The sequence below is a fragment of the Proteus mirabilis HI4320 genome (assembly GCF_000069965.1).
Classification (GTDB): Bacteria; Pseudomonadota; Gammaproteobacteria; order Enterobacterales; family Enterobacteriaceae; genus Proteus; species Proteus mirabilis.
Map to the genome: position 1 here is coordinate 1226466 of NC_010554.1, position 23133 is coordinate 1249598.

22 protein-coding genes are annotated in these 23133 nt (G+C 36.3%); 11 read left to right on the forward strand and 11 right to left on the reverse strand.

The annotated features are described in order from the left end of the window. Positions 1 to 273 precede the first annotated feature (273 nt). Both fadD and rnd read left to right on the forward strand, forming a co-directional pair. Entirely contained in the window at positions 274 to 1962 is a 1689-nt protein-coding gene (fadD, locus tag PMI_RS05625) for a long-chain-fatty-acid--CoA ligase FadD (protein ID WP_004242778.1), read from the forward strand. A gap of 99 nt (positions 1963 to 2061) precedes the next feature. After that, positions 2062 to 3180: a ribonuclease D gene (rnd, locus tag PMI_RS05630; protein ID WP_004247992.1), complete on the forward strand. Its 1119-nt coding sequence runs from the start codon at positions 2062 to 2064 to the stop codon at positions 3178 to 3180. 273 nt (positions 3181 to 3453) lie between these two features. Here rnd and minE read toward each other — a convergent pair whose 3' ends face one another. From minE to minC, 3 genes are read right to left on the reverse strand one after another with little or no spacing between them, the layout of a single operon-like run. Next, on the reverse strand, positions 3454 to 3723 hold the full coding sequence (gene minE / locus PMI_RS05635) for a cell division topological specificity factor MinE (protein WP_004242781.1): 270 nt from the start codon (positions 3721 to 3723) through the stop codon (positions 3454 to 3456). A gap of 3 nt (positions 3724 to 3726) precedes the next feature. Continuing rightward, the gene (gene minD, locus PMI_RS05640) at positions 3727 to 4539 is read right to left on the reverse strand and encodes a septum site-determining protein MinD (protein WP_004242782.1); all 813 of its coding nucleotides are present in this window, start codon (positions 4537 to 4539) and stop codon (positions 3727 to 3729) included. 22 nt (positions 4540 to 4561) lie between these two features. Continuing rightward, a complete protein-coding gene (gene minC / locus PMI_RS05645; protein ID WP_004242783.1) occupies positions 4562 to 5263 on the reverse strand; it encodes a septum site-determining protein MinC in 702 nt (233 codons plus the stop codon). Positions 5264 to 5396: 133 nt separating this feature from the next. Here minC and PMI_RS05650 point away from each other — a divergent pair, with 133 nt between their 5' ends. Genes PMI_RS05650 through ycgN form a run of 4 tightly spaced genes read left to right on the forward strand, consistent with a single transcriptional unit; the run spans position 5397 to position 8023 of the window. After that, the gene (locus tag PMI_RS05650; RefSeq protein ID WP_004247993.1) at positions 5397 to 5684 is read left to right on the forward strand and encodes a YcgL domain-containing protein; all 288 of its coding nucleotides are present in this window, start codon (positions 5397 to 5399) and stop codon (positions 5682 to 5684) included. Positions 5685 to 5708: 24 nt separating this feature from the next. Beyond that, on the forward strand, positions 5709 to 6836 hold the full coding sequence (locus PMI_RS05655; protein WP_012367886.1) for a lytic murein transglycosylase: 1128 nt from the start codon (positions 5709 to 5711) through the stop codon (positions 6834 to 6836). A gap of 53 nt (positions 6837 to 6889) precedes the next feature. Beyond that, positions 6890 to 7546: a fumarylacetoacetate hydrolase family protein gene (locus PMI_RS05660; RefSeq protein WP_004242786.1), complete on the forward strand. Its 657-nt coding sequence runs from the start codon at positions 6890 to 6892 to the stop codon at positions 7544 to 7546. A gap of 33 nt (positions 7547 to 7579) precedes the next feature. Continuing rightward, positions 7580 to 8023 (forward strand): cysteine cluster protein YcgN, encoded by a 444-nt coding sequence (gene ycgN, locus PMI_RS05665; RefSeq protein WP_004242788.1) that lies wholly within the window; start codon positions 7580 to 7582, stop codon positions 8021 to 8023. Positions 8024 to 8067: 44 nt separating this feature from the next. Here the strand turns inward: ycgN and fetB are convergent, their stop codons facing one another. From fetB to PMI_RS19730, 4 genes are all read right to left on the reverse strand, one after another. Continuing rightward, positions 8068 to 8838 carry an iron efflux ABC transporter permease subunit FetB gene (gene fetB, locus PMI_RS05670; protein WP_004242789.1) on the reverse strand — a complete coding sequence of 257 codons (771 nt, stop codon included), beginning with the start codon at positions 8836 to 8838 and terminating at the stop codon, positions 8068 to 8070. 65 nt (positions 8839 to 8903) lie between these two features. Next, the gene (gene fetA / locus PMI_RS05675) at positions 8904 to 9554 is read right to left on the reverse strand and encodes an iron efflux ABC transporter ATP-binding subunit FetA (RefSeq protein WP_004242790.1); all 651 of its coding nucleotides are present in this window, start codon (positions 9552 to 9554) and stop codon (positions 8904 to 8906) included. A gap of 291 nt (positions 9555 to 9845) precedes the next feature. Then, positions 9846 to 10769, reverse strand: a complete 924-nt coding sequence (locus PMI_RS05680) for an alpha/beta hydrolase family protein (RefSeq protein ID WP_004247995.1) — start codon at positions 10767 to 10769, stop codon at positions 9846 to 9848. A gap of 118 nt (positions 10770 to 10887) precedes the next feature. Further along, positions 10888 to 11802 (reverse strand): helix-turn-helix domain-containing protein, encoded by a 915-nt coding sequence (locus PMI_RS19730; RefSeq protein WP_004242792.1) that lies wholly within the window; start codon positions 11800 to 11802, stop codon positions 10888 to 10890. A 94-nt stretch (positions 11803 to 11896) separates the two neighbouring features. Between PMI_RS19730 and PMI_RS05690 the strand changes: the two genes are divergently transcribed. Beyond that, on the forward strand, positions 11897 to 12520 hold the full coding sequence (locus PMI_RS05690; protein WP_004247996.1) for a TetR family transcriptional regulator: 624 nt from the start codon (positions 11897 to 11899) through the stop codon (positions 12518 to 12520). Between the two features lie 679 nt (positions 12521 to 13199). Continuing rightward, positions 13200 to 14753 (forward strand): methyl-accepting chemotaxis protein, encoded by a 1554-nt coding sequence (locus PMI_RS05695; RefSeq protein ID WP_012367887.1) that lies wholly within the window; start codon positions 13200 to 13202, stop codon positions 14751 to 14753. A 128-nt stretch (positions 14754 to 14881) separates the two neighbouring features. Here PMI_RS05695 and PMI_RS05700 read toward each other — a convergent pair whose 3' ends face one another. Further along, positions 14882 to 15880: a 2-hydroxyacid dehydrogenase gene (locus PMI_RS05700; protein WP_012367888.1), complete on the reverse strand. Its 999-nt coding sequence runs from the start codon at positions 15878 to 15880 to the stop codon at positions 14882 to 14884. Between the two features lie 158 nt (positions 15881 to 16038). On the opposite strand from PMI_RS05700, the gene PMI_RS05705 reads away from it, so the two are divergent. The 3 genes from PMI_RS05705 to PMI_RS05715 are packed head-to-tail and all read left to right on the forward strand — an operon-like array spanning position 16039 to position 19225. Continuing rightward, a complete protein-coding gene (locus tag PMI_RS05705; RefSeq protein WP_012367889.1) occupies positions 16039 to 18675 on the forward strand; it encodes a YdbH family protein in 2637 nt (878 codons plus the stop codon). Next, a complete protein-coding gene (locus PMI_RS05710) occupies positions 18672 to 18878 on the forward strand; it encodes a YnbE family lipoprotein (RefSeq protein ID WP_004242803.1) in 207 nt (68 codons plus the stop codon). The genes PMI_RS05705 and PMI_RS05710 overlap by 4 nt, the downstream gene beginning before the upstream one ends. A 14-nt stretch (positions 18879 to 18892) precedes the next feature. Further along, on the forward strand, positions 18893 to 19225 hold the full coding sequence (locus PMI_RS05715; RefSeq protein ID WP_004242804.1) for a YdbL family probable chaperone protein: 333 nt from the start codon (positions 18893 to 18895) through the stop codon (positions 19223 to 19225). Positions 19226 to 19303: 78 nt separating this feature from the next. On the opposite strand, the gene PMI_RS05720 is transcribed toward PMI_RS05715, so the two are convergent. The 3 genes from PMI_RS05720 to PMI_RS05730 are packed head-to-tail and all read right to left on the reverse strand — an operon-like array spanning position 19304 to position 23038. Continuing rightward, entirely contained in the window at positions 19304 to 19888 is a 585-nt protein-coding gene (locus PMI_RS05720; RefSeq protein WP_004242805.1) for a fimbrial protein, read from the reverse strand. 41 nt (positions 19889 to 19929) lie between these two features. Further along, positions 19930 to 22344 (reverse strand): fimbria/pilus outer membrane usher protein, encoded by a 2415-nt coding sequence (locus tag PMI_RS05725; protein ID WP_012367891.1) that lies wholly within the window; start codon positions 22342 to 22344, stop codon positions 19930 to 19932. Then, the gene (locus tag PMI_RS05730; RefSeq protein WP_012367892.1) at positions 22337 to 23038 is read right to left on the reverse strand and encodes a fimbrial biogenesis chaperone; all 702 of its coding nucleotides are present in this window, start codon (positions 23036 to 23038) and stop codon (positions 22337 to 22339) included. The genes PMI_RS05725 and PMI_RS05730 overlap by 8 nt, the downstream gene beginning before the upstream one ends. Between the last annotated feature and the right edge of the window lie 95 nt (positions 23039 to 23133).

Below are 23133 nucleotides of genomic sequence, written 5' to 3' on the forward strand. Positions count from 1 at the left end.
AATATTTTACCTTTATGAGTTTGAAACGGTGTATAATCAATACCTGTAATATATTAGATGGCAATTATCTAATATAATTATTAAAGATGAAGACAACAAAAGAGAGGGCGGTTTTGACCGCCTTCTTTTTTGTTAAACATAAAAAGAAAAAATTTAGTGATACACTTCGCATCTTCACAACAGAAAATTGTTTGTGCTGGTAGGATGAGTTAATACTTTGTTAAAAAGAAACATAATATTAACCAAGAAGTGCGATTAATCAGGAGTACTACTTTGGAAAAAGTCTGGCTTAAACGTTATCCGGCAGATGTTCCGGCTGAAATTGACCCGGACCGTTTTGCATCTCTTGCAGAGATGCTTGAAAACGCTGTCGCAAATTACGCAGATCAACCCGCCTTTATCAATATGGGCGAGGTCATGACTTACCGCAAACTAGAAGAGCGTAGCCGTGCTTTTGCCGCTTATTTGCAAAATGGCTTAGGATTGAAAAAAGGTGATCGTGTCGCCTTAATGATGCCTAACTTACTGCAATATCCTATAGCGCTTTTCGGCATTCTTCGTGCCGGTATGGTAGTGGTCAATGTAAACCCACTCTACACACCAAGAGAGCTTGAACATCAGCTTAATGATAGTGGCGCCACAGCTATTGTCATTGTTTCTAACTTTGCCCATACGCTGGAAAAAATCGTCTTTAATACCAGCATTAAACACGTTATTTTAACACGTATGGGAGATCAGCTATCTCGTCCTAAAGCGACACTGGTTGATTTTGTGGTTAAATATATCAAGCGATTAGTCCCAAAATATAATTTGCCTGACGCGATATCATTTCGTCGAGCGATGCATTTAGGCTATCGAATGCAATATATTAAGCCAGAAATTACTGGAGATGATTTAGCCTTCTTACAATATACTGGTGGTACCACAGGAATTGCGAAAGGCGCGATGTTAACTCATCGTAATATGTTGGCTAATCTAGAACAAGCTAAAGCCGCTTATGTTCCTGCACTTAATGTAGGGAAAGAGCTGGTGGTAACCGCTTTACCCTTGTATCACGTTTTTGCTTTAACCGTGAACTGCTTGTTATTTATTGAAGTTGGCGGGAAAAACCTACTGATAACGAATCCACGAGATGTTAAAGGCACTATTAAAGAGTTATCGCGTTATCCTGTCACGGCGATTACCGGGGTAAATACACTATTTAATGCTTGGCTACATAATCCTGAGTTTCGTCAACTTGATTTTTCTAAGCTCAACCTTTCTGTTGGTGGCGGAATGCCCGTACAAAGTAGTGTTGCGAAAGAGTGGGAAGAATTAACCGGTAAGCATCTATTAGAAGGTTATGGTTTAACTGAGTGTTCGCCTTTAGTAACAGGTAACCCTTATAACCTGAAAAAATACAGTGGTAGTATTGGGCTTCCTGTACCTTCAACGGAAGTAAAATTTATGGATGATGAAGGTAATGAAGTGTCTCGCACAGAAGGCGGTGAAATGTGGGTTCGTGGCCCTCAGGTCATGAAAGGCTACTGGAATCGCCCTGATGCGACAGCAGAAGTACTACATGATGGATGGGTTGCCACAGGTGATATTGCCACAATGGATGATGAAGGCTTTATCCGCATCATTGACCGTAAAAAAGATATGATCTTGGTTTCAGGATTTAATGTCTATCCTAATGAAGTTGAAGAAGTGGTTACTGCGCACCCGAAAGTTTTAGAATCAGCAGCTATTGGTGTACCGAGTAAAAGCTCGGGTGAGACTGTGAAAATCTTTGTTGTCAAAAAAGATCCCTCATTGACAGAAGATGAACTTAAAACTCATTGTCGCCGTTACTTAACGGGTTATAAAGTACCTAAGATTATTGAGTTTCGAGAAGAGCTGCCTAAGTCAAATGTTGGTAAAATTTTACGCAGAGAATTAAGAAATGAAGAAAAACAGTTGAAAACATCAACTGGATCTTGATACAACAAAGTATAACCTTTGATAAATTCGCCGGTTTATACCGGCGTTTTTGTCTTTACGAAAAAGTCATTAGACATAAAAACACAAGAGAAACCTGTTTTGAATTATCAATTTATCACGACAAACACAGCACTAGAAGATGTCTGTAAAGCAGCGTCTGAGGTATCACAAATTGCATTAGATACAGAGTTTGTCCGTATACGCACCTATTACCCACATTTGGGGCTTATCCAAATGTACGATGGGAAACAGATCTCTCTTATTGATCCCCTGACCATTACTGAGTGGACTCCTTTTGTTGAATTATTAACTAATCCCGCAGTCCTTAAATATTTGCATGCTGGAAGTGAAGATCTTGAAGTGTTTTCTCATCAATTTGGTTGTGTTCCGACACCCATGATAGACACCCAAGTCGTGGCCGCTTTTCTGGGCTATCCCATTTCTTGTGGCTTTGCGACCTTAGTAGAAAAATATGAACATATTGCTCTCGATAAAAGTGAATCACGAACAGATTGGCTGGCACGCCCATTAACCGAAAAACAGTGCCAATATGCGAGTGGTGATGTGTTTTATTTGTTACCTCTAGCTAAGAAATTAATCGCACAGGCACAAGAAGCCGGTTATATGGACGCGATTGTTGATGAGTGCGAAATGATAGCCGAGCGTCGCCAAGAGACCGTATCACCAGAGCTTGCCTATCGCGATATTGGTAATGCATGGCAATTACGAGGTCAACAATTGGCATGCTTAAAAATGTTGGCAGAATGGCGTTTAAATCAAGCTAGAGCCCGTGATATGGCATTAAATTTTGTTGTAAGGGAAGAGCATTTATGGTCAGTAGCACGCTATTTACCGACCTCTCTTGCTGAATTAGATGCGCTTTCTCTATCGGGGCAAGAAATTCGTTGTCATGGCCGTCGCTTGTTGGATTTTGTTGCTAAAGCCAAACAGATCAAAGATGAAGATTGTCCTGAGCCTATTGGCAATTTAATTGAACAACCTAACTATAAAAAAGCCTTTAAAGCAATAAAAACGGTGATCCAAGAGGTAAGTGAAGGGCAGCGTTATAACCCCGAGTTATTAGCCTCAAGAAGACAAATAAACCAATTGCTTAATATTCACTGGAAAATTAAAACAGGGGAGCCTGAATTGCTTTCACGCTGGCGTAAAGCATTATTAGCAGAAAAAATTACTGCAATTTTGGCGCAATATCCTTAATATCACGTTATATTAATTCAGGCTAAAGAGTAATTATTTAGCCTGAAATTTTCTCAAACCCAATATGAGTTTCTATCATCCTTCTATCATCCAATAAATAGCAACTCCAACTTATTATTAATGAATGTTTAAAATAGCAACAATATATAGCGCTATTTGCACATTTGTATTCAGCCAGTTTATATATAATTAAAAACACAGAGCCAAGCAAATATGTGATAGTTTATAGCTGGCTCTGTGGATCATTAGCTTATATCAGCGAATTAAATATGATCACTTAGGTGATTCTTCATTTTCAGGTAATGTCACATTTAATTCTAGTACGGAGATATCATCGCCTTTCTGCTCAAACTGAACAGATAGCATATCGGGATCTATCTGCACATACTTACAGATAACACCTAATAAATCTCTTTTCATATCAGGTAAATAAGCTGGCTCAGTATCGCCACGTCGACGCTCTGCTACGATAATTTGTAGGCGCTCCTTGGCAATATTTGCTGTCGACTTTTTACGCGACAGAAAAAAATCTAATAAAGCCATCTTTTACCCCCCAAAAAGGCGTTTTAGGAAGCCTTTTTTCTCTTCTTCAATAAAACGGAATGGATGTTCTTCACCTAATAAACGATTTACTGTATCTAAATAAGCTTTACCTGCATCAGATTCACTATCAAGAATAACAGGCTCACCTTGGTTTGATGAACGTAAAACGGATTGATCTTCTGGAATAACACCCAGCAGTGGAATACATAAAATTTCTAGCACATCTTCCATACTTAACATATCACCACGGCTTACTCGGCCTGGATTATAGCGTGTTAATAGAAGATGTTCTTTAATAGGATCTTCGCCTCGTTCAGCGCGACGTGATTTAGAGGCTAAAATACCTAAAATACGGTCTGAGTCACGTACAGAGGAGACTTCTGGGTTGGTGGTGATAATGGCTTCATCTGCAAAATAGAGTGCCATAAGTGCGCCACTTTCAATCCCTGCAGGTGAATCACAAATAATAAAATCAAAACCCATTTCATCCAGTTCATCTAACACTTGCTCTACACCATCACGGGTTAAAGCGTCTTTATCTCTTGTTTGTGAAGCAGGGAGGATATAAAGGTTTTCTGTACGTTTATCTTTAATCAGGGCTTGATTTAAAGTAGCATCACCTTGAATAACATTAACAAAGTCATAAACGACTCTACGCTCACAACCCATAATTAGGTCAAGATTACGTAACCCGATATCAAAGTCGATAACAACCGTTTTATGCCCTTTTTGAGCGAGGCCGGTAGAAATGGCCGCGCTGGAAGTTGTTTTACCAACCCCACCTTTACCTGACGTAACAACAATAATGCGTGCCATGGAGTGATTCCTTGTCGATGCTCTAAATTAAGTTCTCGATTGTTAATTCATTCTCTTGCAAACTAAGTTGGACTGATTTGCCAACAAAATCTGTAGGAATTTGGTCGCTTAGCCAATATTGACCAGCAATGGAAACTAGTTCTGCAGATAAATGTGTACAAAAAATATGGCTCTCTTGGTCGCCTGATGCTCCGGCAAGAACCCGTCCACGCAATACACCATAAATATGTACATTACCGTCTGCGATTAATTCAGCGCCAGCACTGACATTGCTTAACACGACTAAATCGCTATTTGGTGCGTAAATACGTTGCCCTGAACGCACTGGTGTATGAATGATTTTGGTTTTTTGTCGTACATTTATCGGTACTTCATTCGTTTTATCGTTATTTGCCTGAGCTGCTGGCTTAGTTATTTTACCTTCATTTAGAATAGGTAACTGTGCGGCAATTATCGCTTCTTTTTGTTGAGCGTCATGACTACCACTAATTCCCACAACACGTAAGCCAGCATCTTCTACTATTCGCCTCAGTTTTTTAAAATCAATCGTTTGATCTGCGATAGCAGAGACATTGATAACAACAGGCGCATTTTTCAGAAATTGAGGCGCTTGGGCAATTTTATCTGAAATAGCCTGACGAATAACCTTCGGTGATCCATCATTTAAATGAAGTACCGAGAGGGTAAAATTACTGCCTTTTAACTCAATGGGCGTGTTTGACATCTATCTGACTCAGTAAATTTTCTATAATCTGGCACAAAAAACCAGAGACGATATTACGAAATTATATAAGCATGTTATATTTACTAAAATATTCAGGCAAGTCGCTTATTTTAATAATTAGAGTTTAATGAAAATGATTTGTGCAATTTACCGTAGTACCAAGCGTGATCAAACTTATTTATACATCGAAAAAAAAGATGATTTCTCTCGAATTCCTGAGGAATTATTACAAAGTTTTGGTGAACCACAGTTTGCAATGTTGCTAGATCTCGCGCAAAGACAGCGTTTAGCGAATGCAGACATAGAAAAAGTCAAACAAGCGTTGACTGACCAAGGTTTTTATCTACAAGTGCCACCTCCCGTCGAAAGTATGTTAAATGCTTATTTAGATGAATTAAAAAATTCAGAAAAAACTGAATAAATCATCGAGATAAAAGGAGCATAAATGTTCAAATATTCGTTCATCGCGGTGATTGTTTCTACTGTTTTGCTATCTGCTTGTGCAGATAGCCATCAGAAGAGTGCAGAAAAAAAACCTGTAACAAGTGAAATTGCCAATATTGCGACATCGGCACCGGCTCGCTGGAAACAGATTGATGTTGTCTCACTTGAACAGGCGTTTCCAAAACAGTCACGGACACCTGCACAATTTCCTGCTTATGTAGATGCTTTAAAACAAAAAGCGGCTGAATTGGGTTATAAACCTGAAACTATCAATTTTGCCTTTTCGGAAATTCACTTTATTGACAGAGTGGTGAAGTCAGACCGTAATCAGCCAGAAAAGAAAATTACTTTAGATGTGTATTTACCTCGAGTGGTGACGAAAGGACGTATCGCAGAAGGGGCGAAACTTTATCAAGCTAACCAACAAACCCTAGCGCAGATCAGCAATCAATATGGTGTGCCTGCAAATTATATTGTTGCCTTATGGGGATTAGAAAGTGGTTTTGGTCGAGTACAAGGAAAAGAAGATGTTATCTCAGCACTGGCCACATTAGCTTTTGAAGGTCGCCGTGAGGCCTTGTTTAGTCGCCAATTAATGGCCGCACTTGAGATAATCGAAAATGGACATTTACCTGTAGGCCAGCGTTTAAAAGGCTCTTGGGCAGGCGCAATGGGGCAGACACAGTTTATGCCATCTTCATTTTTGACTTACGCTGCTGATGGCAATGGTGATGGCAACATTGATATATGGAATAGCCGTGAAGATGCGTTTGCTTCAGCCGCTAATTATTTAGCAACCGAGGGATGGCAACGCGATCTCCCTTGGGGGGAACAAGTCAGTTTACCTGCTAATTTTAATCAACAGTTGGAAGGTATAAAAACAGAGCAACAAAAAACGGTCGCACAATGGAAGGCGCTAGGGGTGCAATTACCCGCTAATAGCCAATTAAGTGATGATATGAAGGTATGGCTGATAATTCCTGATGATGATTTGCATAGAAGTTATTTAGTCACCCAAAATTTCCGTACTATCATGCATTGGAATAGCTCTTACTTTTTTGCTTTGAGTATTGTGACGATGGCTGATGGCGTTGCCAATAAAATAAATACACTGCCAACTCAACACTAAATCACGTTAGCAGTGACATAAAACACAGCGATTTACCTAATAAGGAAAATATTATGTATCAACATAGAGATTGGGAAGGTTCGTTGCTTGATTTTCCTGTTAATAAAGTGATTTGTGTGGGCAGTAATTATGCAAACCACATAAAAGAGATGGGCTCGGTGCGCTCTGAAGAGCCGGTTATCTTTATTAAACCAGAAACGGCGATGTGTGATATTCGCCAACCTATTGCGATCCCCAAAGAGATGGGGGCAGTGCATCATGAAATAGAGTTAGCGGTATTAATTGGTCAGCCACTGAAACAAGCCAATGAAGATAGGGTTGATCGTGCTATTGCTGGTTTTGGTGTTGGTTTAGATCTCACTTTACGTGATTTACAAAGTCAATTAAAAAAAGCGGGACAACCTTGGGAGAAAAGTAAAGCGTTTGATGGTTCAGCGCCTTTGTCGGGATTTATTCCGGTGAACTCTTTTGGTGATCCCCAAAATGTTGACTTAATGTTGAAAGTTAATGGTGAAATTCGTCAGCAAGGCAACAGTCGTGATATGCTAACGCCTGTTTTACCCCTTATCAGTTATATGTCGCGCTTTTTTACCCTTCGCCCAGGTGATGTCATTTTAACGGGAACACCTGAAGGTGTCGGTCCCTTAGCATCGGGTGATATGTTGGTATTAAGTGTCAATGAACATCAGCTGACCACACGGGTTATTTAATAATATGATGAGCAATAAGGTAATAACGTAGAGATGACACAGGCTTTTTGGCAGACAAAAACTTTGGATGAAATGAGTGATGATGAGTGGGAATCGTTATGTGACGGGTGTGGGCAGTGCTGTTTACACAAGTTAATGGATGATGATACTGATGAGATCTATTTTACTAACGTCGCTTGTAATCAGTTAAATATTAAAACCTGCCAATGCAGTAACTATGAAGATCGTTTTCGTTATGAGCCTGATTGTATCAAACTCACGCGATATAATTTGCCGACGTTTGAATGGTTACCGATGACTTGTGCTTATCGCTTATTAGCAGAAGGGAAGCCTTTAGCGGATTGGCATCCCCTTATTGCAGGTAATAAAGCAAAAATGCATCAAGGTAATATCTCAGTAAGATATATTGCTGTTCCTGAAGTGGAAGTTGAAGACTGGGAAGATCATATTCTTAATCGCCCCAAAGGACGCGGTTAATATTGCGCTCTCCCTTTGTGTTACACAGAGGGAGAGCCATTATTTTATTGATTAAACGTCATTAATTGATGGCGTTGATTAAAGAATTTCTTATAGGTTAAATAGCAAGCAATAATTGTTGAAATACTGGCGGTTGCCATCAACATAAAGGTGACCATAATTTGGTATTTAACCGCTTGTAGTGGATCAACACCGGCAAAAATTAATCCAGACATCATTCCAGGTAAGCTTACAATCCCCACTGTCTTGGCTGCGTCAACGGTCGGAATTAACGACGATTTAATACTATCTCGAATAATAGCCATTGAAGCAATTTTAGGGGTTGCCCCCAAACTTAACATTTCTTGGATCTGTTGTTGATGATTTTCAAAACGTTGCCCAAGCTGATTATAACAAAGTCCGGTCGCAATCATTGCATTCCCCGCGATCATACCGGTAATAGGAATAATTTGGATAGGGGTAAAGGCAATAGCATGAGTAAAAAGTAAAATACTTAAGGTGAGCAATGCCCCTGTGGTAATAGCGACAAACGAGATAATAAAAATATCTTTAACGTATTTACTGCGTTTTTTAGCATTATAGGCAGCGTTATAACAGATAAATAAGACCATTAGAAATGTAAGGATAATATGGTCGACGTCGAAAATATAAGTTAATACGTAGCCAACAATAAAGAGTTGAATTATCGCTCGGGCGGTACTCCAAATAATATCTTTCTCTAATGAAAGTTTCTCTTTTCGGCTAATAAATATAGCCACTAAGACCAGTAACAGAGAAAAAATAAGAGATTCATTACTGATTGTATGTTCGTTCATAATAATTTATTTGCTCACTGCTCAATAAAGTTAAAACTAAGGGGGTAATGGAAGTCAACCTAACCTTAATTGTTCATATGACTCGGTAAGTGGATCACATCATCGGCATGTTTGATTTCATTTTGATCGTGAGTTACCCATAATGCAGCGATTTTTTGCTCTTTGACATAATGATGGATAAGCTCATTGACTTTTATTTTATTGTCTTCATCAAGAGCACTAGTAATTTCATCAAGCAATAACACTTTAGGCAAAAACTGTAGGTTACGGATAAGTGAGATACGCTGTTTTTCACCACCAGAAAGTTCATTAATACCTTTATTTAAAATCTCATTGGGCAAATTAAAGTAATCTAAATCTTTCGCTAATTTCTTCTCATCAACGGCGATTTTGCGTAGTAAATAAGGAAATTTAAGATTGTCATAAACCGTTTCACCAAATAACATCGGGGTTTGAGTACAATACGAAACTTGTTGTCGGTATTGTTCAGGAGAAAGGGTTAAGTAGTCTTTTCCGTCAAAGAAAAGTGTGCCACTTGTCGGTGATAATAAAGAGGCAATGATTTTTAATAACGTACTTTTTCCACAGCCAGAAGGGCCTGTAATCAATTTAAATTCAGAAGGTTGTAGTGAGAAAGTCACATTATCTAGAATAATTTTGCTATCGAGTTGAAAGCCAATTTTTTCCAGACATAGTAGTGCGCGATTATTGTTCATTCTGATCCTATACATCTAGAAGAGAGAAGTTATCACTATTATACAAGGTTAATTGTATAATGATCCTGTTCCATATCAGTGATCTGATAACAAGATTTAACTTAAGTATAAGAGCATAAAGGTGTGATGATAAATTGCTTTTCTCTATCACTACTATCAGTCAATCAATATTAAATAGCCAATAGGGGAAACAGAAAGATAACGCAGCATAAAAGATTAAGCATGATAAAATAGGCCTAATCATCAGCTCGTAAAATTATCTTAATATAATAAGTCAAGATAGGATGAATGTTATTTATTATATTGCGCATACCATTGCTGTATATCTTGAACGACTTTTCCGGTTAATCGCTCACCTTGTTGATTATAAAAACCATGATTTAATTTATCATATTTAATAAATGTCACATTAGGTTGCGTTATCTCTTGAGATAATTGATGGAATGCAGCCACATCTACATTGATATCATCTAATGTTTGAACAATTAATACCGGAGTTTGCGTGTTGCGCTTAATCACCTCAAGTAGATCAATAGCAAGATATTGTTGCCACCATAATTTGCTATGTTCACTAACAAATTGCTCATCACCAATTTGATTCGTTATTATTGCATTAGCGAGTTGTTGAAAGCTATTTATTGCTTCTTCCACATGCTCTTTAGGTGTTGTATTGCGTATATTGTACAGTACATCATCAAGGAAAAAACGACCACCGCCATTTAATGCGATTGCAGCGCTAATATCATGACGTTCAGCAACAACTAAATGAACCATTGTTGCGCCTTCACTTCCTCCAAGTAATACAATATTGGTGTAATTAGGGGATAATTTATCTAGCACTGCTAAATAATCAGCAAGTCTTTGGTTAGGATTATCATGTAGTTTATAGTTTTTAGGGCAATCTTCTCTTTCACCATTATCGTCGGAATAAGTCAATTGTGCTGTAATACCATACTTTTCAACCATTAAAACATCACTACTCGGTAGCCATCTACCAAAGGTTTCTTGAATAAAAGTATTATTTTTTATGCTATTACAGTCAGAACCTTGCATTAAAACTAACAGTGTTTTGTTATGTTCAGCTTGTTTATCTAGATAATAAATCAGTTCGCTATTATCTTGGCGAATCAGTTTATGTGTGCTTATTTCTGCGTAGCTTGATGTTATTGATGATACTAAGAAAGTGGTGCAGAGCAACAAAGAACAAATACGCATAGAACAACCTTATTAACCAAGGGAGGGTGAGAGAGAAGGATGGCTAAATAATCCATCAAGACGGTTAATTAGCCATATCAATAAACTGAAAGTCAAGTCGTTAAGTACTTATTACTGATTAATGAATTGGAACGTAATAATCAATTTCCAGTGTTTTTGGTAGTTCCATAATGTCGCTATCTGTTTCTATACAAATGTAGTTTTCAATATCTGGCCCTAAACGACGACATAACCCCAAAGCCGGTAAAGTATAAAAGTAGATCTTGATGGCAAATTGTTTATATTCTTCTAACGTGCCTTTAAATTGGAAACGAACATAACGCCCGCCTGCAATCGCTTTTTTTCTAAAACCACGGGGTCTGGTAAAGTGATCTAAATTGTTTAGGCCAATTTCATAATCAATCTGGATCTTATCTTTACGTAATGTATTTGGCTGATAAGAAATTAACACACTACTTTCCGTAAAGTTTTTATCTGTGTACAACAGAAAATCATTCCAAAACTGATGACGAATATCTTCATGTAGCTTGCCAATATCCTCGATAGAGCAAAAGTATTGGTATTGAATAACATAAAGAAAGCTTTCAGGTAGCTCGATAATATTTGGAATAGGGAGGTCGGTAACTTCAAAATTGATGGGGGGCTGAAAATTGTCGCTACACAACACATCAACTTTACGGTATTCCGAAGGAGTAACGCCAAAAACAGCTTTAAAGCGGCGTGTAAAAGATTGCTGCGAATCAAATTGATAGCGTAGTGCGATAGTTAATACCGGAAGTTTAGTTAAGCGCAATTCAGTGGCGGCTTTGGTCAGTCGTCTACCACGAATATAAGAGGCTAATGTTAAGCCCGTTGCTTGCTTAAACACCCGTTGTAAATGCCATTTTGTATAACCTGATTTTATCGCAACATCATCAAGTAATAACGGCTTTTCTAGATTTACCTCGATCCAGAGCAGAAGTTCTTTAATCACTTCTATATTAAACGAAGATAAAGAATTGGAAGGGATAAGTCCATTGAACTGAGATGACATGATGATTTCCTGAAAAGATATTTTGTTCAGTTTACACAAAACTGATACCCATATATTATTACATACTTATGGTATGTTTTATGGGTTTTTTATCATGAAATTAAAATCACGGCAACAAGAGAATTCAGAACAAACACGCTTAGCTTTACTTGAAGCTGGACAATATCTCTTTGTAAATCAATGCTATTATGATGTTTCCATTGATGAAATATCACGTTATGCAAGGGTTACTAAAGGGGCGTTTTATCATCACTTTAGTAATAAAAAAGCCCTTTTGAGAGAGTGTTATTTACTGCAAGTTAAGCATGCTGTTCAAAAATTAGATGAAGTGCCTACTTATGATGATAAATGGCAAGAGCTAACGGCGCTCTTCTCTCTTTGTGTTGACCATATTTATCAGTGTAAAAACGAGTTAATTCCCTTACAAGAAGTTATCTCGGTATTAGGTTGGAAAGAGTGGGAAGAGATTGACGCCAACATTCTTATTCCTCGTATCCAACACTGTGTTGATATACTCTTTGCTGAAAAACAGATCTGTGCTTATTCACCGGCTATTGTGGTGAATTTAATTTATGGTTTTATTACTCATATTGCTATCAATCTAAAAAATGAAGCGTCATTGCCGAAAGAGGCATGTAGTGATTTTAAAGCTATTTTTGCTGATTTTTTAATCGGGGTAAAACAAGCATCACCACAGCGTCATCAACATAGGGTATAAAGAGGTATTAAAATACCTCTAAGCATTGTGCAAAAGATTAACAATCAACAAATAATTCTGTTCAATTATCACTGTATTATTGAATAGCAAAACATAGCGATTCAATAAAGAGATAAGTTTAATTGAACTAACTAAAAAATAATTAAAAATAGAATAAGTAATCTTTCTTAATATCGTTAATCTATTTGAGTTAAATAACCTAATGTCCACAGTATTAAGCAATAGCATTATTTTTTAAGAAAGTAACAACAATTCTTTCTGTTTAAATAAAAAAGTATGATTAGTTTAATTTATAAAATAAATACTGATATTGTATGATAAATTGGTCATGCTTTAAAATTTATCCTGTTCATTCTAAAAGATAATTAATCATTTAATTTTTTATCAATCAAATCATAATGCTAATGGAATATTATGTAACGAATTGCTTAGTGGACAGTGAAATGAAATGTTTATTTCAAAAATAAAAAATAGATTTCACTATGCTCTAAAGTTTTTGATAAAAATGACCGACATTATCAATGTGAGCAGTCTCTTACCTGTCTCTATAATCTAAAAAATAATCTTTAATTTATTTTGTTAACACTAGGGAATGCACTCTTTTTTACTAAAGAGTGCATTCTGATATCTTACAAATATACAGAAAAATCAAAGCTGTATATTTTGCTGGAATATGATTATGTTTAAAAACATCAGTATAGAAAAAACCGTTAAAGTTATGCTGGCTATTTTATTTGTACTTATTATGAGCATTATTTACTTTAGTTATGATGCTTCAACACGCTCTTATCATAACTTTGTTTCATCAAATAACTTAAGTCAGCAAATGTTGCTGATGGGAAAAGCGCGTTATCAAATGGCGGTGATCAGAGCGAATATTAATGGCTTGGATGGGCAGTTAAGAGTGAATGAAAAACCTTCTGCTAAATACCTTCATCAAACTCAAGAATATATAAAAATCACCCGTGAAGAGATCCACCGTTGGGCGGATGCTGAAAAGTTAACCATGGAAGGGCGTCAGGTTGCTGATGATATGACGAAACGCTTTGATGAGCTTTTAGATATATTTACCGATGCCTTAGCTAAATTACGTAAAGGACAATTGACTACGCACTCTGCTAGTCAAAAAATGGATGAACTCAACGAGATCACCATGACATATTATGCCGTCGCCAATGGTATTGAGAATAATTATATTGATATTGCGAAAACCTCACAACAGCGCATTATGCTAATGGCGTTAGTCACAGCGATTATTGTCATTATGCTCTTTATCATTATCTTACGTTGGTTCTCTCATAGCTTTATCGGCAATATTAAAGTGCTTATTAATATTTTTAGTAAAATGAGCCAAGGCGATTTAAGTATGCGAGTGGAAAATCACGGTAACAATGAATTTGGTAAGCTATTTAATGAAATGAATAAAATGAAAGTTTCATTAAGTCAAATGATTGCTTCGGTAAAAAATGCAGTAAACACCATTAGCGTCAGTGCAAGTGAAATAGCAACAGGTAATACTGACCTCTCCTCACGTACTGAAGAGCAGGCTAGTGCGCTACAACAAACCGTTGCAAGCATGGAGCAAATCAAAACCACGGTTGAAAAAAATGCCGATAACTCACGCCAAGCTAGCCAGTTGGCATTAAGAGCGACAACGTCAGCACAAAACGGCGAAAAGGTGATGGATAATGTTATCGAAACCATGTCATCGATTTCTGAAAGTGCGAAAAAGATCTCAGATATTAATGACATCATTAACAGTATTGCCAATCAAACCAATATTCTCTCATTGAATGCCGCGGTTGAAGCGGCTAGAGCGGGTGAACAAGGTCGCGGATTTACCGTTGTTGCAGCCGAAGTGCGTAACTTAGCTAGTCGTAGTGCAGAGGCAGCCAAAGAGATCAATGAACTTATTACCCATTCGGTAAATAAAGTACAGGTTGGATCACAACAAGTGAGCGAAGCAGGACGCTCCATGTCGGAAATTGTGACCACCATTAGTCAAGTTAATGATTTTATGCAACAGATTGCCTTAGCCTCTAATGAACAAAGTATGGGGATTAATCAAATTGCTATGGCCGTAAGTGAGATGGATACCGTGACTCAACAAAATGCGGCACTTGTGGAAGAGTCTGCCACTATTACTGCCAATATGGATGACGAAGCTCATCAGCTTGCCAACTTAGTCTCTCAATTTAAAGTGGATGAGAAAGAAAATACTAGGCATGCATAAAAGGGATAGTTTACGCTTGATAAAAATGTACCTAAGAAGATAAATATGTTGTTAATTCATTAACCAAGACGAATAAGATAAAACCCCTTTAGCCACTCAAAGGTGACTAACAGGGGTTTTTTAGAGACTTAGGCTTTCACTTCGTTAGGTGATGTTATACCTGCAGCAACCTCTTTAATATTGTGCAATGTCGTTTCACTAATACTAATTAACGCTTCTTCAGTTAAGAATGCTTGGTGCCCGGTAAACAATACGTTATGGCAAGAGGAAAGGCGACGGAACACGTCATCTTGAATAACATCATTTGATTTATCTTCAAAAAATAAATCGCGCTCATTTTCGTAGACATCCATGCCTAATGCGCCAATTTTACCTTGTTTTAAGGCATTAATGGCAGCTGCAGAATCAATTAAGGCCCCACGGCTAGTGTTGATGATCATTACGCCATCTTTCATTTGCGAAAAAGCACTTTCATTTAATAAATGATGATTTTCTGCGGTTAATGGGCAATGCAACGAAATAACATGTGAATTTGCGTAAAGAGTCGCTAAGTCAACATATTCCGCACCCAAATCTAATACAGCTTGGTTTGGATAAGGATCATAGGCCAATAGCTTCATACCAAAGCCTTTTAGTATGCGTAAAGTCGCTAGACCAATTTTCCCCGTACCGATAATCCCTGCAGTGCGATTATGCATATTAAAGCCAGTTAAGCCTTCTAAGGAAAAGTTTGCATCACGGGTACGCTGGTAGGCTCTGTGAATACGACGATTTAACGAGAGCATCATCCCAACAGTATGCTCAGCAATCGCTTCTGGGGAATAAGCCGGCACACGCACTACGGTGATCCCTAATTCGGCTGCTGCCTTAAGGTCAACATTATTAAACCCCGCACAACGCAGTGCAAGGATACGGATGTTGAGACTGGCAAGCTCTTGTAATACCGCACGATTAGCATCATCATTAACAAAGATACAGACTGCATCTGCGCCGACGGCATTTTTTGCTGTTTGTTCAGTCAAATTAAAGTCAAAATATTCGATATCATAATGATATCCATTATGCTGATTGACCCATTCCATGTGTTTGCGGTCATAATGTTTAGTACTATAGGAAACAATTTTCATCCTGTACTCGCTTATTATCGATTAAAATTTATTTTGAGAGTGAGAAAACAAGAATTATCTAACCCCAATAGAGAAACATTTAATACTATTATTATAAACAATTTAATGGGTAAAGTGGATGTTCGGAATGTGGTTAATGTGATCAAAAGGAAAATGAGGTGTTGTTAAAGAAAACAATCAAATGGACAGGGATGATACTACTGGGTGTCGGCGCAGTTAGCACGACCTTGTGGCTCACCATTCCACGTTGGTTACCTGTTGTGGCTAAAACCTATTTACCTGAAGGTGTTTCACTCTCTTTAACACAACCTAGGTTACAACAATGGGGTGTTTTTATTGATGATATCGCATTAAAAAGTGATAGCTGTACCTTGGCTAATGTGCAGCAATTTACGTTTAACTATCAAAAACAGCAAATTGATAGCCTATCATTTAATAGTCAACAACTTACTATTAACGAAGGGTGTTTTTCACAATTATCTTTTGCAGATAAAAAAGAGACCGCAGCAGTTCCTCTCGATATTCATGCGTTATTAGCTACTATTCCTCGCTTATCGGTTGATATTAATCATGTTTCTTTAATGGATAATCAGCGCTATAACGGCCATTTTCAGCTTAAAAGTGATACAAATGGGCGATTAATCAGCTATCAGGGAGATAATACGCAGATACAAGCGCTGATCCGTGATAATCAATGGTTAGATATTAAACAATTAAAGATTAATTTACCTGACGATAATCAGATAGAGCTGGCGGCTGAAATCGCGTTACCCCTTAATGTTGATTCATTACCAGAAAATGGTTCTATCAGCACAACATTGTTAACATCCCATTATGCTTACCCATTAGTCTTTATTGCTCAATGGCAGGGGAATAGCGGTACTATTTCTATTGCTGAACAAGGCGGAGGGCAAGCGTTAGCTGTGTTGCCTTGGAATGTAACTGCAGAAAATATCACGATAGAAAAAGGGCGTTGGGAATGGTTTGGGCTTGATCAACCCTTACGTGGTGGTGTGAATATCAACATTGCCCAGTGGCAGCAAGGATTAACGGGGTTACGCTTAACTGCGCGCTTAAATGTTATGACGCAAGGGCATGCAGGGAAAGGGAATTTAGTGATGACGATACCTGAAACGGCGATTAACTGGTTAGATGCTGATATACCTATTCAATTGACAGGCATTGTAAATAAAGATCTCATGCAAGCCAGTGCACAACTTCCCGTTAAAGTGACTGGTATGTTGACAGATCCTACTATCGAATTTCAGCCCGGTTCACTATTACGCTTTAAAGGGCAACTAACAGAAACGCTGACGGTAAAAGATGCTCGTTTACCACTGGCTGGCTCAACATTATCTTCCAAAGGATTTAATGGTCACCTAAATGCGATTGTGTTAGCTGAAGATACTATTTGGGGAGATTATCGGGTCCATTTTGCTGGACGTTCGACCGATTTCTTACCTGATCAGGGCAATTGGCAATGGCGTTATTGGGGAGAGGGCAATTTATTGCCATTAAAAGCGCGTTGGGATATCGCTGGAACTGGCTCTTGGGTAGATAACATGGTGAGTTTTGAGACATTAAATACCGGATTTGATGTTTTAACTTATCAGCATACCAGTATGTTAGCCCCCAGATTGACGCTCTTAACGCCATTTCGTTGGTTAAGAGACGATAAAAACCCATTATTTGAAGGAAAATTGAAGTTAACCAGTCAACGAATCGATTTTCCTGCGGGGGGATTCTTAGATAGAGCTGACTTTATTGCCAGTGTAAAAGGTCAATCTCCTTTTCGTTTTAATATGAAAGGCGAGCTCAATGCCAAGCCAAATATTGGACCGATAACGATTAATACACGTTGGGATGGTGAAAGGCTAAGAGGGCAGATGCGTTGGCCTGCACAACCAATCAATGCCTTTCAATCTTTATTGCCAGAAAAATTAGGCATCACATTAGATAATGGCGAATTTTATACTCAAGCTGACTTTTCTATTGCCCCTCAACAAGGTTTAGTTGCTGGTGGACATTTAGTAGTTAAACAAGGCAGCATGTGGCTAAAAGATGGCGTATTAGAAGGACTCGATTTTATTTTACCTTGGCGTTTAAACGGTGATGAATGGCAACTAGGTGTAAAGCAGCCAGTGCAATTACGCATTAAGCGCGTCAACAACTTATTTGAAATGACAGATATTACCGCCGATCTGCAAGGATTTTACCCTATTACAGAAGCAAAACCTTTAGTTTTATCTAATGTCAAGGTTGCCATGCTTGATGGCACTATTTCTATGGCAAAATTAGCATTACCACAGCATGAAGCGGCGATTATCTCATTAGATAATCTAGAGTTAAGTCGGCTTTTCACTTTATTGAAGGTGACCCAATTTGCCGCATCAGGTAAAGTAAGTGGCGAATTACCTTTCTTTATCAATAACAATCAGTGGATAGTGAAAGATGGGTGGCTGGCTAATTCATCGTACTTAACCCTCAGGCTTGATAAAGATTTTGTTGACTCTATTGATGATAGCAATATGACAGCCGGTGTCGCTATGGCATGGTTACGATATTTAGAGATTAGCCGCTCTTGGACGCGGGTTAATTTAAGCAACCTAGGTGAATTAGTGCTTGAAGCGGAAATCCAAGGGAAAAATCCATTGGAAGACAAACGGCGACAAGTAAATCTTAATTATCGCCATCAAGAAAATATTTTTCAGTTATGGCGCAGCTTGCGATTTGGTTCGCAATTGGAAGAGTGGTTAGAAAAGAGCCTATCCGATTTAGGGAGTGAGTCAGAATGATGTTATTATTTTTAAAAAGACTATTTTTATTTGTTATTTTCACTATCGGCATATCAGCACTCACTGGATGTATTCGATTAGAGGTTGCTACCCCGGAAAAACCGATAAACATTAATATGAACGTTAAGATTGAACATGAAATTAATGTCAAAATAGATCGCCAAGTTGAAGACTTGCTGAAAAACAATAGTGCTATATTCTAACGCTGGGGTGAATAATGAATTATAAAAAATATCTCTTTAGTTTTGCATTAATCACAGCATTGATTAGTTCAAATGCCGTTGCTTTAACACTTGATGAGGCGCGCGCGCAAGGCTTAGTAGGGGAAACTTTTAGTGGTTATGTTGAGTTAGTGCAACCAAACCATAAGCAAGCTCAAATATTGGTGAATGAAATCAATCAAGCCAGAAAAGCCAAATATGCTGAAATTGCTAAAACCAATCAAGTGACTCCTGAATCTGTTGCCCGTTTAGCGGGTGAAAAATTAGTGGCAAGAGCCAATTCAGGTGAGTTTGTTAAAGGAATTAATGGGCAGTGGATTAAGAAATAATATCCACTACCCAAGTAGCGATAAAAGAGAGACTAAATTATTCTCATAGCGTTGATATAGTGATAATACTTATTATCACTACAGTACTCTGTTTTCTACACCCGCAAATTCATTATCATTTTCAACAATCTGATCTTTTGCTTCCACAATGAACGTAATACGAGAAGATATATACCCTGGCTTTGCGCGAAGATTATCTTTTTTGACATAATTTATAAAGAAATTAAAATAAGCAGTACCACTTTCATCAATAGTTTTAGTGAATGTATTTTTCTGATTTAAATCAATAGGATTATTTTCATCATCAATTAATTGGAATGTCACATTATCACTTGCTTCAGAGCCTGTTACATCGTTGATAAGGTAACCATTATTAAAATCAATATTTGTATTATCAATACGTAAAGTTATTTTAGTATTCTTTTCTGAACAAAGACTAAAAACTATAGCAATTCTTTTAGAATATCTGTCATTAGCTAAGGTTCCTGCATAATTGCTAGGGAAAGAATCAGGACGTATACTTCTAACTTTAGTGCTATTAGGTATGTCAAAGCTACAACTTATTGGCGCTGGTAAACTACCTCTTCTATTATCAGATAAAGCAATAAAAGGGAAGTATAGTAATAGTAGAGGAATTAAAAATGTTATATTTATTGATTTCATAGAAACACCTTACATAAATATTCAAGAATAAAAATTATTCATTATTGGCAATAAATTTGTTTCTTAATAATTGAATTATTTTTACTTTCATTTTTTACGTTATAATGGAAGAAACATTGTTGCTCCTCTGTATCTCCCCATTTTACTTGTACCGTTCCGCTTTCTTTTATTCCGGAGAGGAATATTCTATTGTGGTCATAGACAGAATCACTAGAAATGAGATTATTATTATCATCAAATGCCATTACATTGGCAGCAAAAGGAATTGGTGTATTTGAGGTAAATAAAACATTATAGCCCCTATTTATAGGGAAATTGATTTTTGCTACCGCACCTAAAGTAGGTACGATGATTTTACTTTGAGTTTTAGTATTACTAAACTCAGGTAACGAATTTATGTTTAGTCCAATAGTATTTTTACGATATGGCATGATGTGCGGTAATATTAAATTACCGTTATTGTCTGTAATGGCTTGTGAAGAACGATTAGTTTTAATTCCGGCAATGCCATTCGTATTTACAATAGCAAAAGTATTACCTAAGTCAGGTGCCAAAGTTACTCCACTTTGATGTAACACTATTGCACCATTAATCCCTAATCTTAAATTGGTTTTATTATTAGACGATTTAGTTGTATTAATAGAATAAGATTGATATCTCCCCTTATACTGAGTATTTACTGAAGTATGATAGCCAGCATTTGGGTGGCTAAAATCCCGTCGGTAATTAATAGAATAGCCTAAGCGATAATGTTCTAATAAACTTCCACCTATAGTCGTACTATTTATATAACCTTTATTGTTTGGATGATAATCAAATTGATTGCTTACCCAATGATAGGATTGAGAGCTATTTGTTAGTGGAATATTAAAATTTAAAGAAAAATGATTGTCATTATAATATTTTTCATTTTTATATTGATATTTTATACTATAATTCATTTTTTTTATAGAAGATGATAGAGAAGTATTGATTGTAAAGTCATTTTTTCTTTTGGCATAAGAATTTTGATGATAACCAATAGAAAATGTCCCGAAAGATTTAATCGGTTGAAAGAGAGAAATTGTATAGCTATTTTTTATGTTGTCTGTTTGACTTTTTCTAATGCTAACACTATCAGATTTTATTGATTGATAATGGCTAGAAGATATATTTAAAGAAGTACCAATATTGCTCCATCGTTTATTATAGCGCAACTGGTATTTTAATAGATTATTGTGTTCAAAATAACTAATATCACTGGCTACTCCCCCCCAGCGTCCTAAATCTAATGATAATCCTGAAAAGAAAGTATTGCTATTCAGCTTCTTTCTAATTGCACCATAAGCGGTTATTTTTTGATTAATACCATAGGAGAACTCACCCAGTAAAAAAATAGGGTTATTATTTTGATTATTAAACTGGTTATATCTATCATAAGAATATCCAGAAATAAAATTATATTGATAACGACCTTTTTTTAATTGGTTTGGCATTGTAGTAAAGTAATGAGTACTTTTTTTTATACGTCCATCTGCTTCTTTTATTTCTAATACCAATTCATTGCTACCTATAACAGGTAGATCGTTTAAAATAAAAGGCCCAGGAGGAACAATAGTTTCATAAATGGTTCTTCCTTGTTGTTTCACTTTAATTTCAGCATGAGATTCTGCAATCTCTTCTATGATAGGACTATTCATATAGAGATCATTACCAGAGAGCAAATTACTAGATATAAGTTGAAATCCAATTAATTTATCTGTTGATAACATTCTACTGGTTGGTCGAAATTCCCCCACATTAAGCGTTGCCAACAGCGTATTTAATTGATGATAAGCATATAATGAGTATAGCTTAAATTGCTGTTGCTTATGCGTATGATGATAATAACTTTTACTACGTACTCGCCAAGCACCTAAGTTAGCACCTGAGTTAAAACTGATTTTGTGTTCTATCTTATTTTGATTGTTATATTTGCCAAAATAAGAATATGAGCTAAACAAAGCAGGGACACCATCATCCCATAAAACTTGGCTAGCAAGCATATTTTTTTTATTATCTAAGGCTTTTTGTGGAATAGTTAAATATAATGATTGCGAGGAGAAATTATATTTAAAATCAATATTGTAATCGCTTAATAACAAATCAGAACTTAAATCAATAGGAATATTATAAAAAGATGGATCAATATTTAAACGAATTAAATCATTAACATTAATCCTTGGTGTTAATATACCGTCTTTATTTTCATAATATAAAATAATGGTTTCTTTTTTATTTTCGTTGATATAAATATTTGTTGAGTAATAACCATCAGGATGTTCATTATTTAATAACTTGCCGATGGTTTTATTATCAATATTTGACAATACACTTTTATATAGAGAATGAATATTATTGTTAGCAATAGAAAAGAAAGGGTATGCATTTAATATCAATAGCAAAGATGTTTTTAGTCTAAAACTTATCTTACTCATAAATAAGTTCCTTTGGGGTTGCAATGATAGTCTGCTCATACTCATCGACTCTCTTCCAATGTACTTTTTTATCTTTAATATTTTTAGTTATTTTTTTATTTTTTATACTGTAATTTTTAAATGGCGATAGGGTTATTCGCTCATTTAATATATCAATGTTATCTACCTTTGCTTCTGCTATGGTAATAAAATAAGGAGTGGGGTTGTTTATTTTAATAAAATTTTCATCATTAATAAAAAAATTAATATCTTTATTATCACTTTTGTTAATAATATTGCTAGGTGTATAGAAAAGATTATATATTGAGTTTAAAGAGATAAGGAGCAGGTTTTTATCAGCCATCTCATCATCTATAACTGGAACTAATTTTATATTTACTCTATATACAGATTCTTGGTTGATTTCTTTTATATCATCCGTTTTGATAATTTTTAATGTAAAATTTTCATTGGGTGCTAATCTTATTAAACTAGGAGAAATGATAAATGGTGCCTCACTATTATCTTCTTTGTTATAGTGTGATACCCAACTTTGAATAATATAGGTTTTTTGTTCGCTTTTATTTCTTATGTCAAATAGAATTTCCTTATCTTGTTCTTTATAAAAAAATCTATCCTTATTAATTTGAATAGAAGCATAACATGAGAATGTAAAGACAAATGATATTATATAAACAATATATTTTTTAATCATATGTTTTTTAATTAACCATTAGTTAAGTTATTTATTATATTAATCCATAAATAAAAAGCCGGTATTTCCCCGGCTTTATATTGGGTTAAAAATTA

Coding starts and splice junctions, on each gene's coding strand:
- PMI_RS05655 (WP_012367886.1), top strand. CDS start 5,709: ATGTTCAAATATTCGTTCATCGCGGTGATTGTTTCTACTGTTTTGCTA.
- PMI_RS05725 (WP_012367891.1), bottom strand. CDS start 22,344: ATGAGTAAGATAAGTTTTAGACTAAAAACATCTTTGCTATTGATATTA.
- PMI_RS05690 (WP_004247996.1), top strand. CDS start 11,897: ATGAAATTAAAATCACGGCAACAAGAGAATTCAGAACAAACACGCTTA.
- PMI_RS05730 (WP_012367892.1), bottom strand. CDS start 23,038: ATGATTAAAAAATATATTGTTTATATAATATCATTTGTCTTTACATTC.
- fetA (WP_004242790.1), bottom strand. CDS start 9,554: ATGAACAATAATCGCGCACTACTATGTCTGGAAAAAATTGGCTTTCAA.
- minE (WP_004242781.1), bottom strand. CDS start 3,723: ATGGCTTTATTAGATTTTTTTCTGTCGCGTAAAAAGTCGACAGCAAAT.
- PMI_RS05695 (WP_012367887.1), top strand. CDS start 13,200: ATGTTTAAAAACATCAGTATAGAAAAAACCGTTAAAGTTATGCTGGCT.
- PMI_RS05680 (WP_004247995.1), bottom strand. CDS start 10,769: ATGCGTATTTGTTCTTTGTTGCTCTGCACCACTTTCTTAGTATCATCA.
- minD (WP_004242782.1), bottom strand. CDS start 4,539: ATGGCACGCATTATTGTTGTTACGTCAGGTAAAGGTGGGGTTGGTAAA.
- minC (WP_004242783.1), bottom strand. CDS start 5,263: ATGTCAAACACGCCCATTGAGTTAAAAGGCAGTAATTTTACCCTCTCG.
- PMI_RS05710 (WP_004242803.1), top strand. CDS start 18,672: ATGATGTTATTATTTTTAAAAAGACTATTTTTATTTGTTATTTTCACT.
- PMI_RS05700 (WP_012367888.1), bottom strand. CDS start 15,880: ATGAAAATTGTTTCCTATAGTACTAAACATTATGACCGCAAACACATG.
- PMI_RS19730 (WP_004242792.1), bottom strand. CDS start 11,802: ATGTCATCTCAGTTCAATGGACTTATCCCTTCCAATTCTTTATCTTCG.
- PMI_RS05715 (WP_004242804.1), top strand. CDS start 18,893: ATGAATTATAAAAAATATCTCTTTAGTTTTGCATTAATCACAGCATTG.
- PMI_RS05650 (WP_004247993.1), top strand. CDS start 5,397: ATGATTTGTGCAATTTACCGTAGTACCAAGCGTGATCAAACTTATTTA.
- PMI_RS05720 (WP_004242805.1), bottom strand. CDS start 19,888: ATGAAATCAATAAATATAACATTTTTAATTCCTCTACTATTACTATAC.
- PMI_RS05660 (WP_004242786.1), top strand. CDS start 6,890: ATGTATCAACATAGAGATTGGGAAGGTTCGTTGCTTGATTTTCCTGTT.
- ycgN (WP_004242788.1), top strand. CDS start 7,580: ATGACACAGGCTTTTTGGCAGACAAAAACTTTGGATGAAATGAGTGAT.
- fetB (WP_004242789.1), bottom strand. CDS start 8,838: ATGAACGAACATACAATCAGTAATGAATCTCTTATTTTTTCTCTGTTA.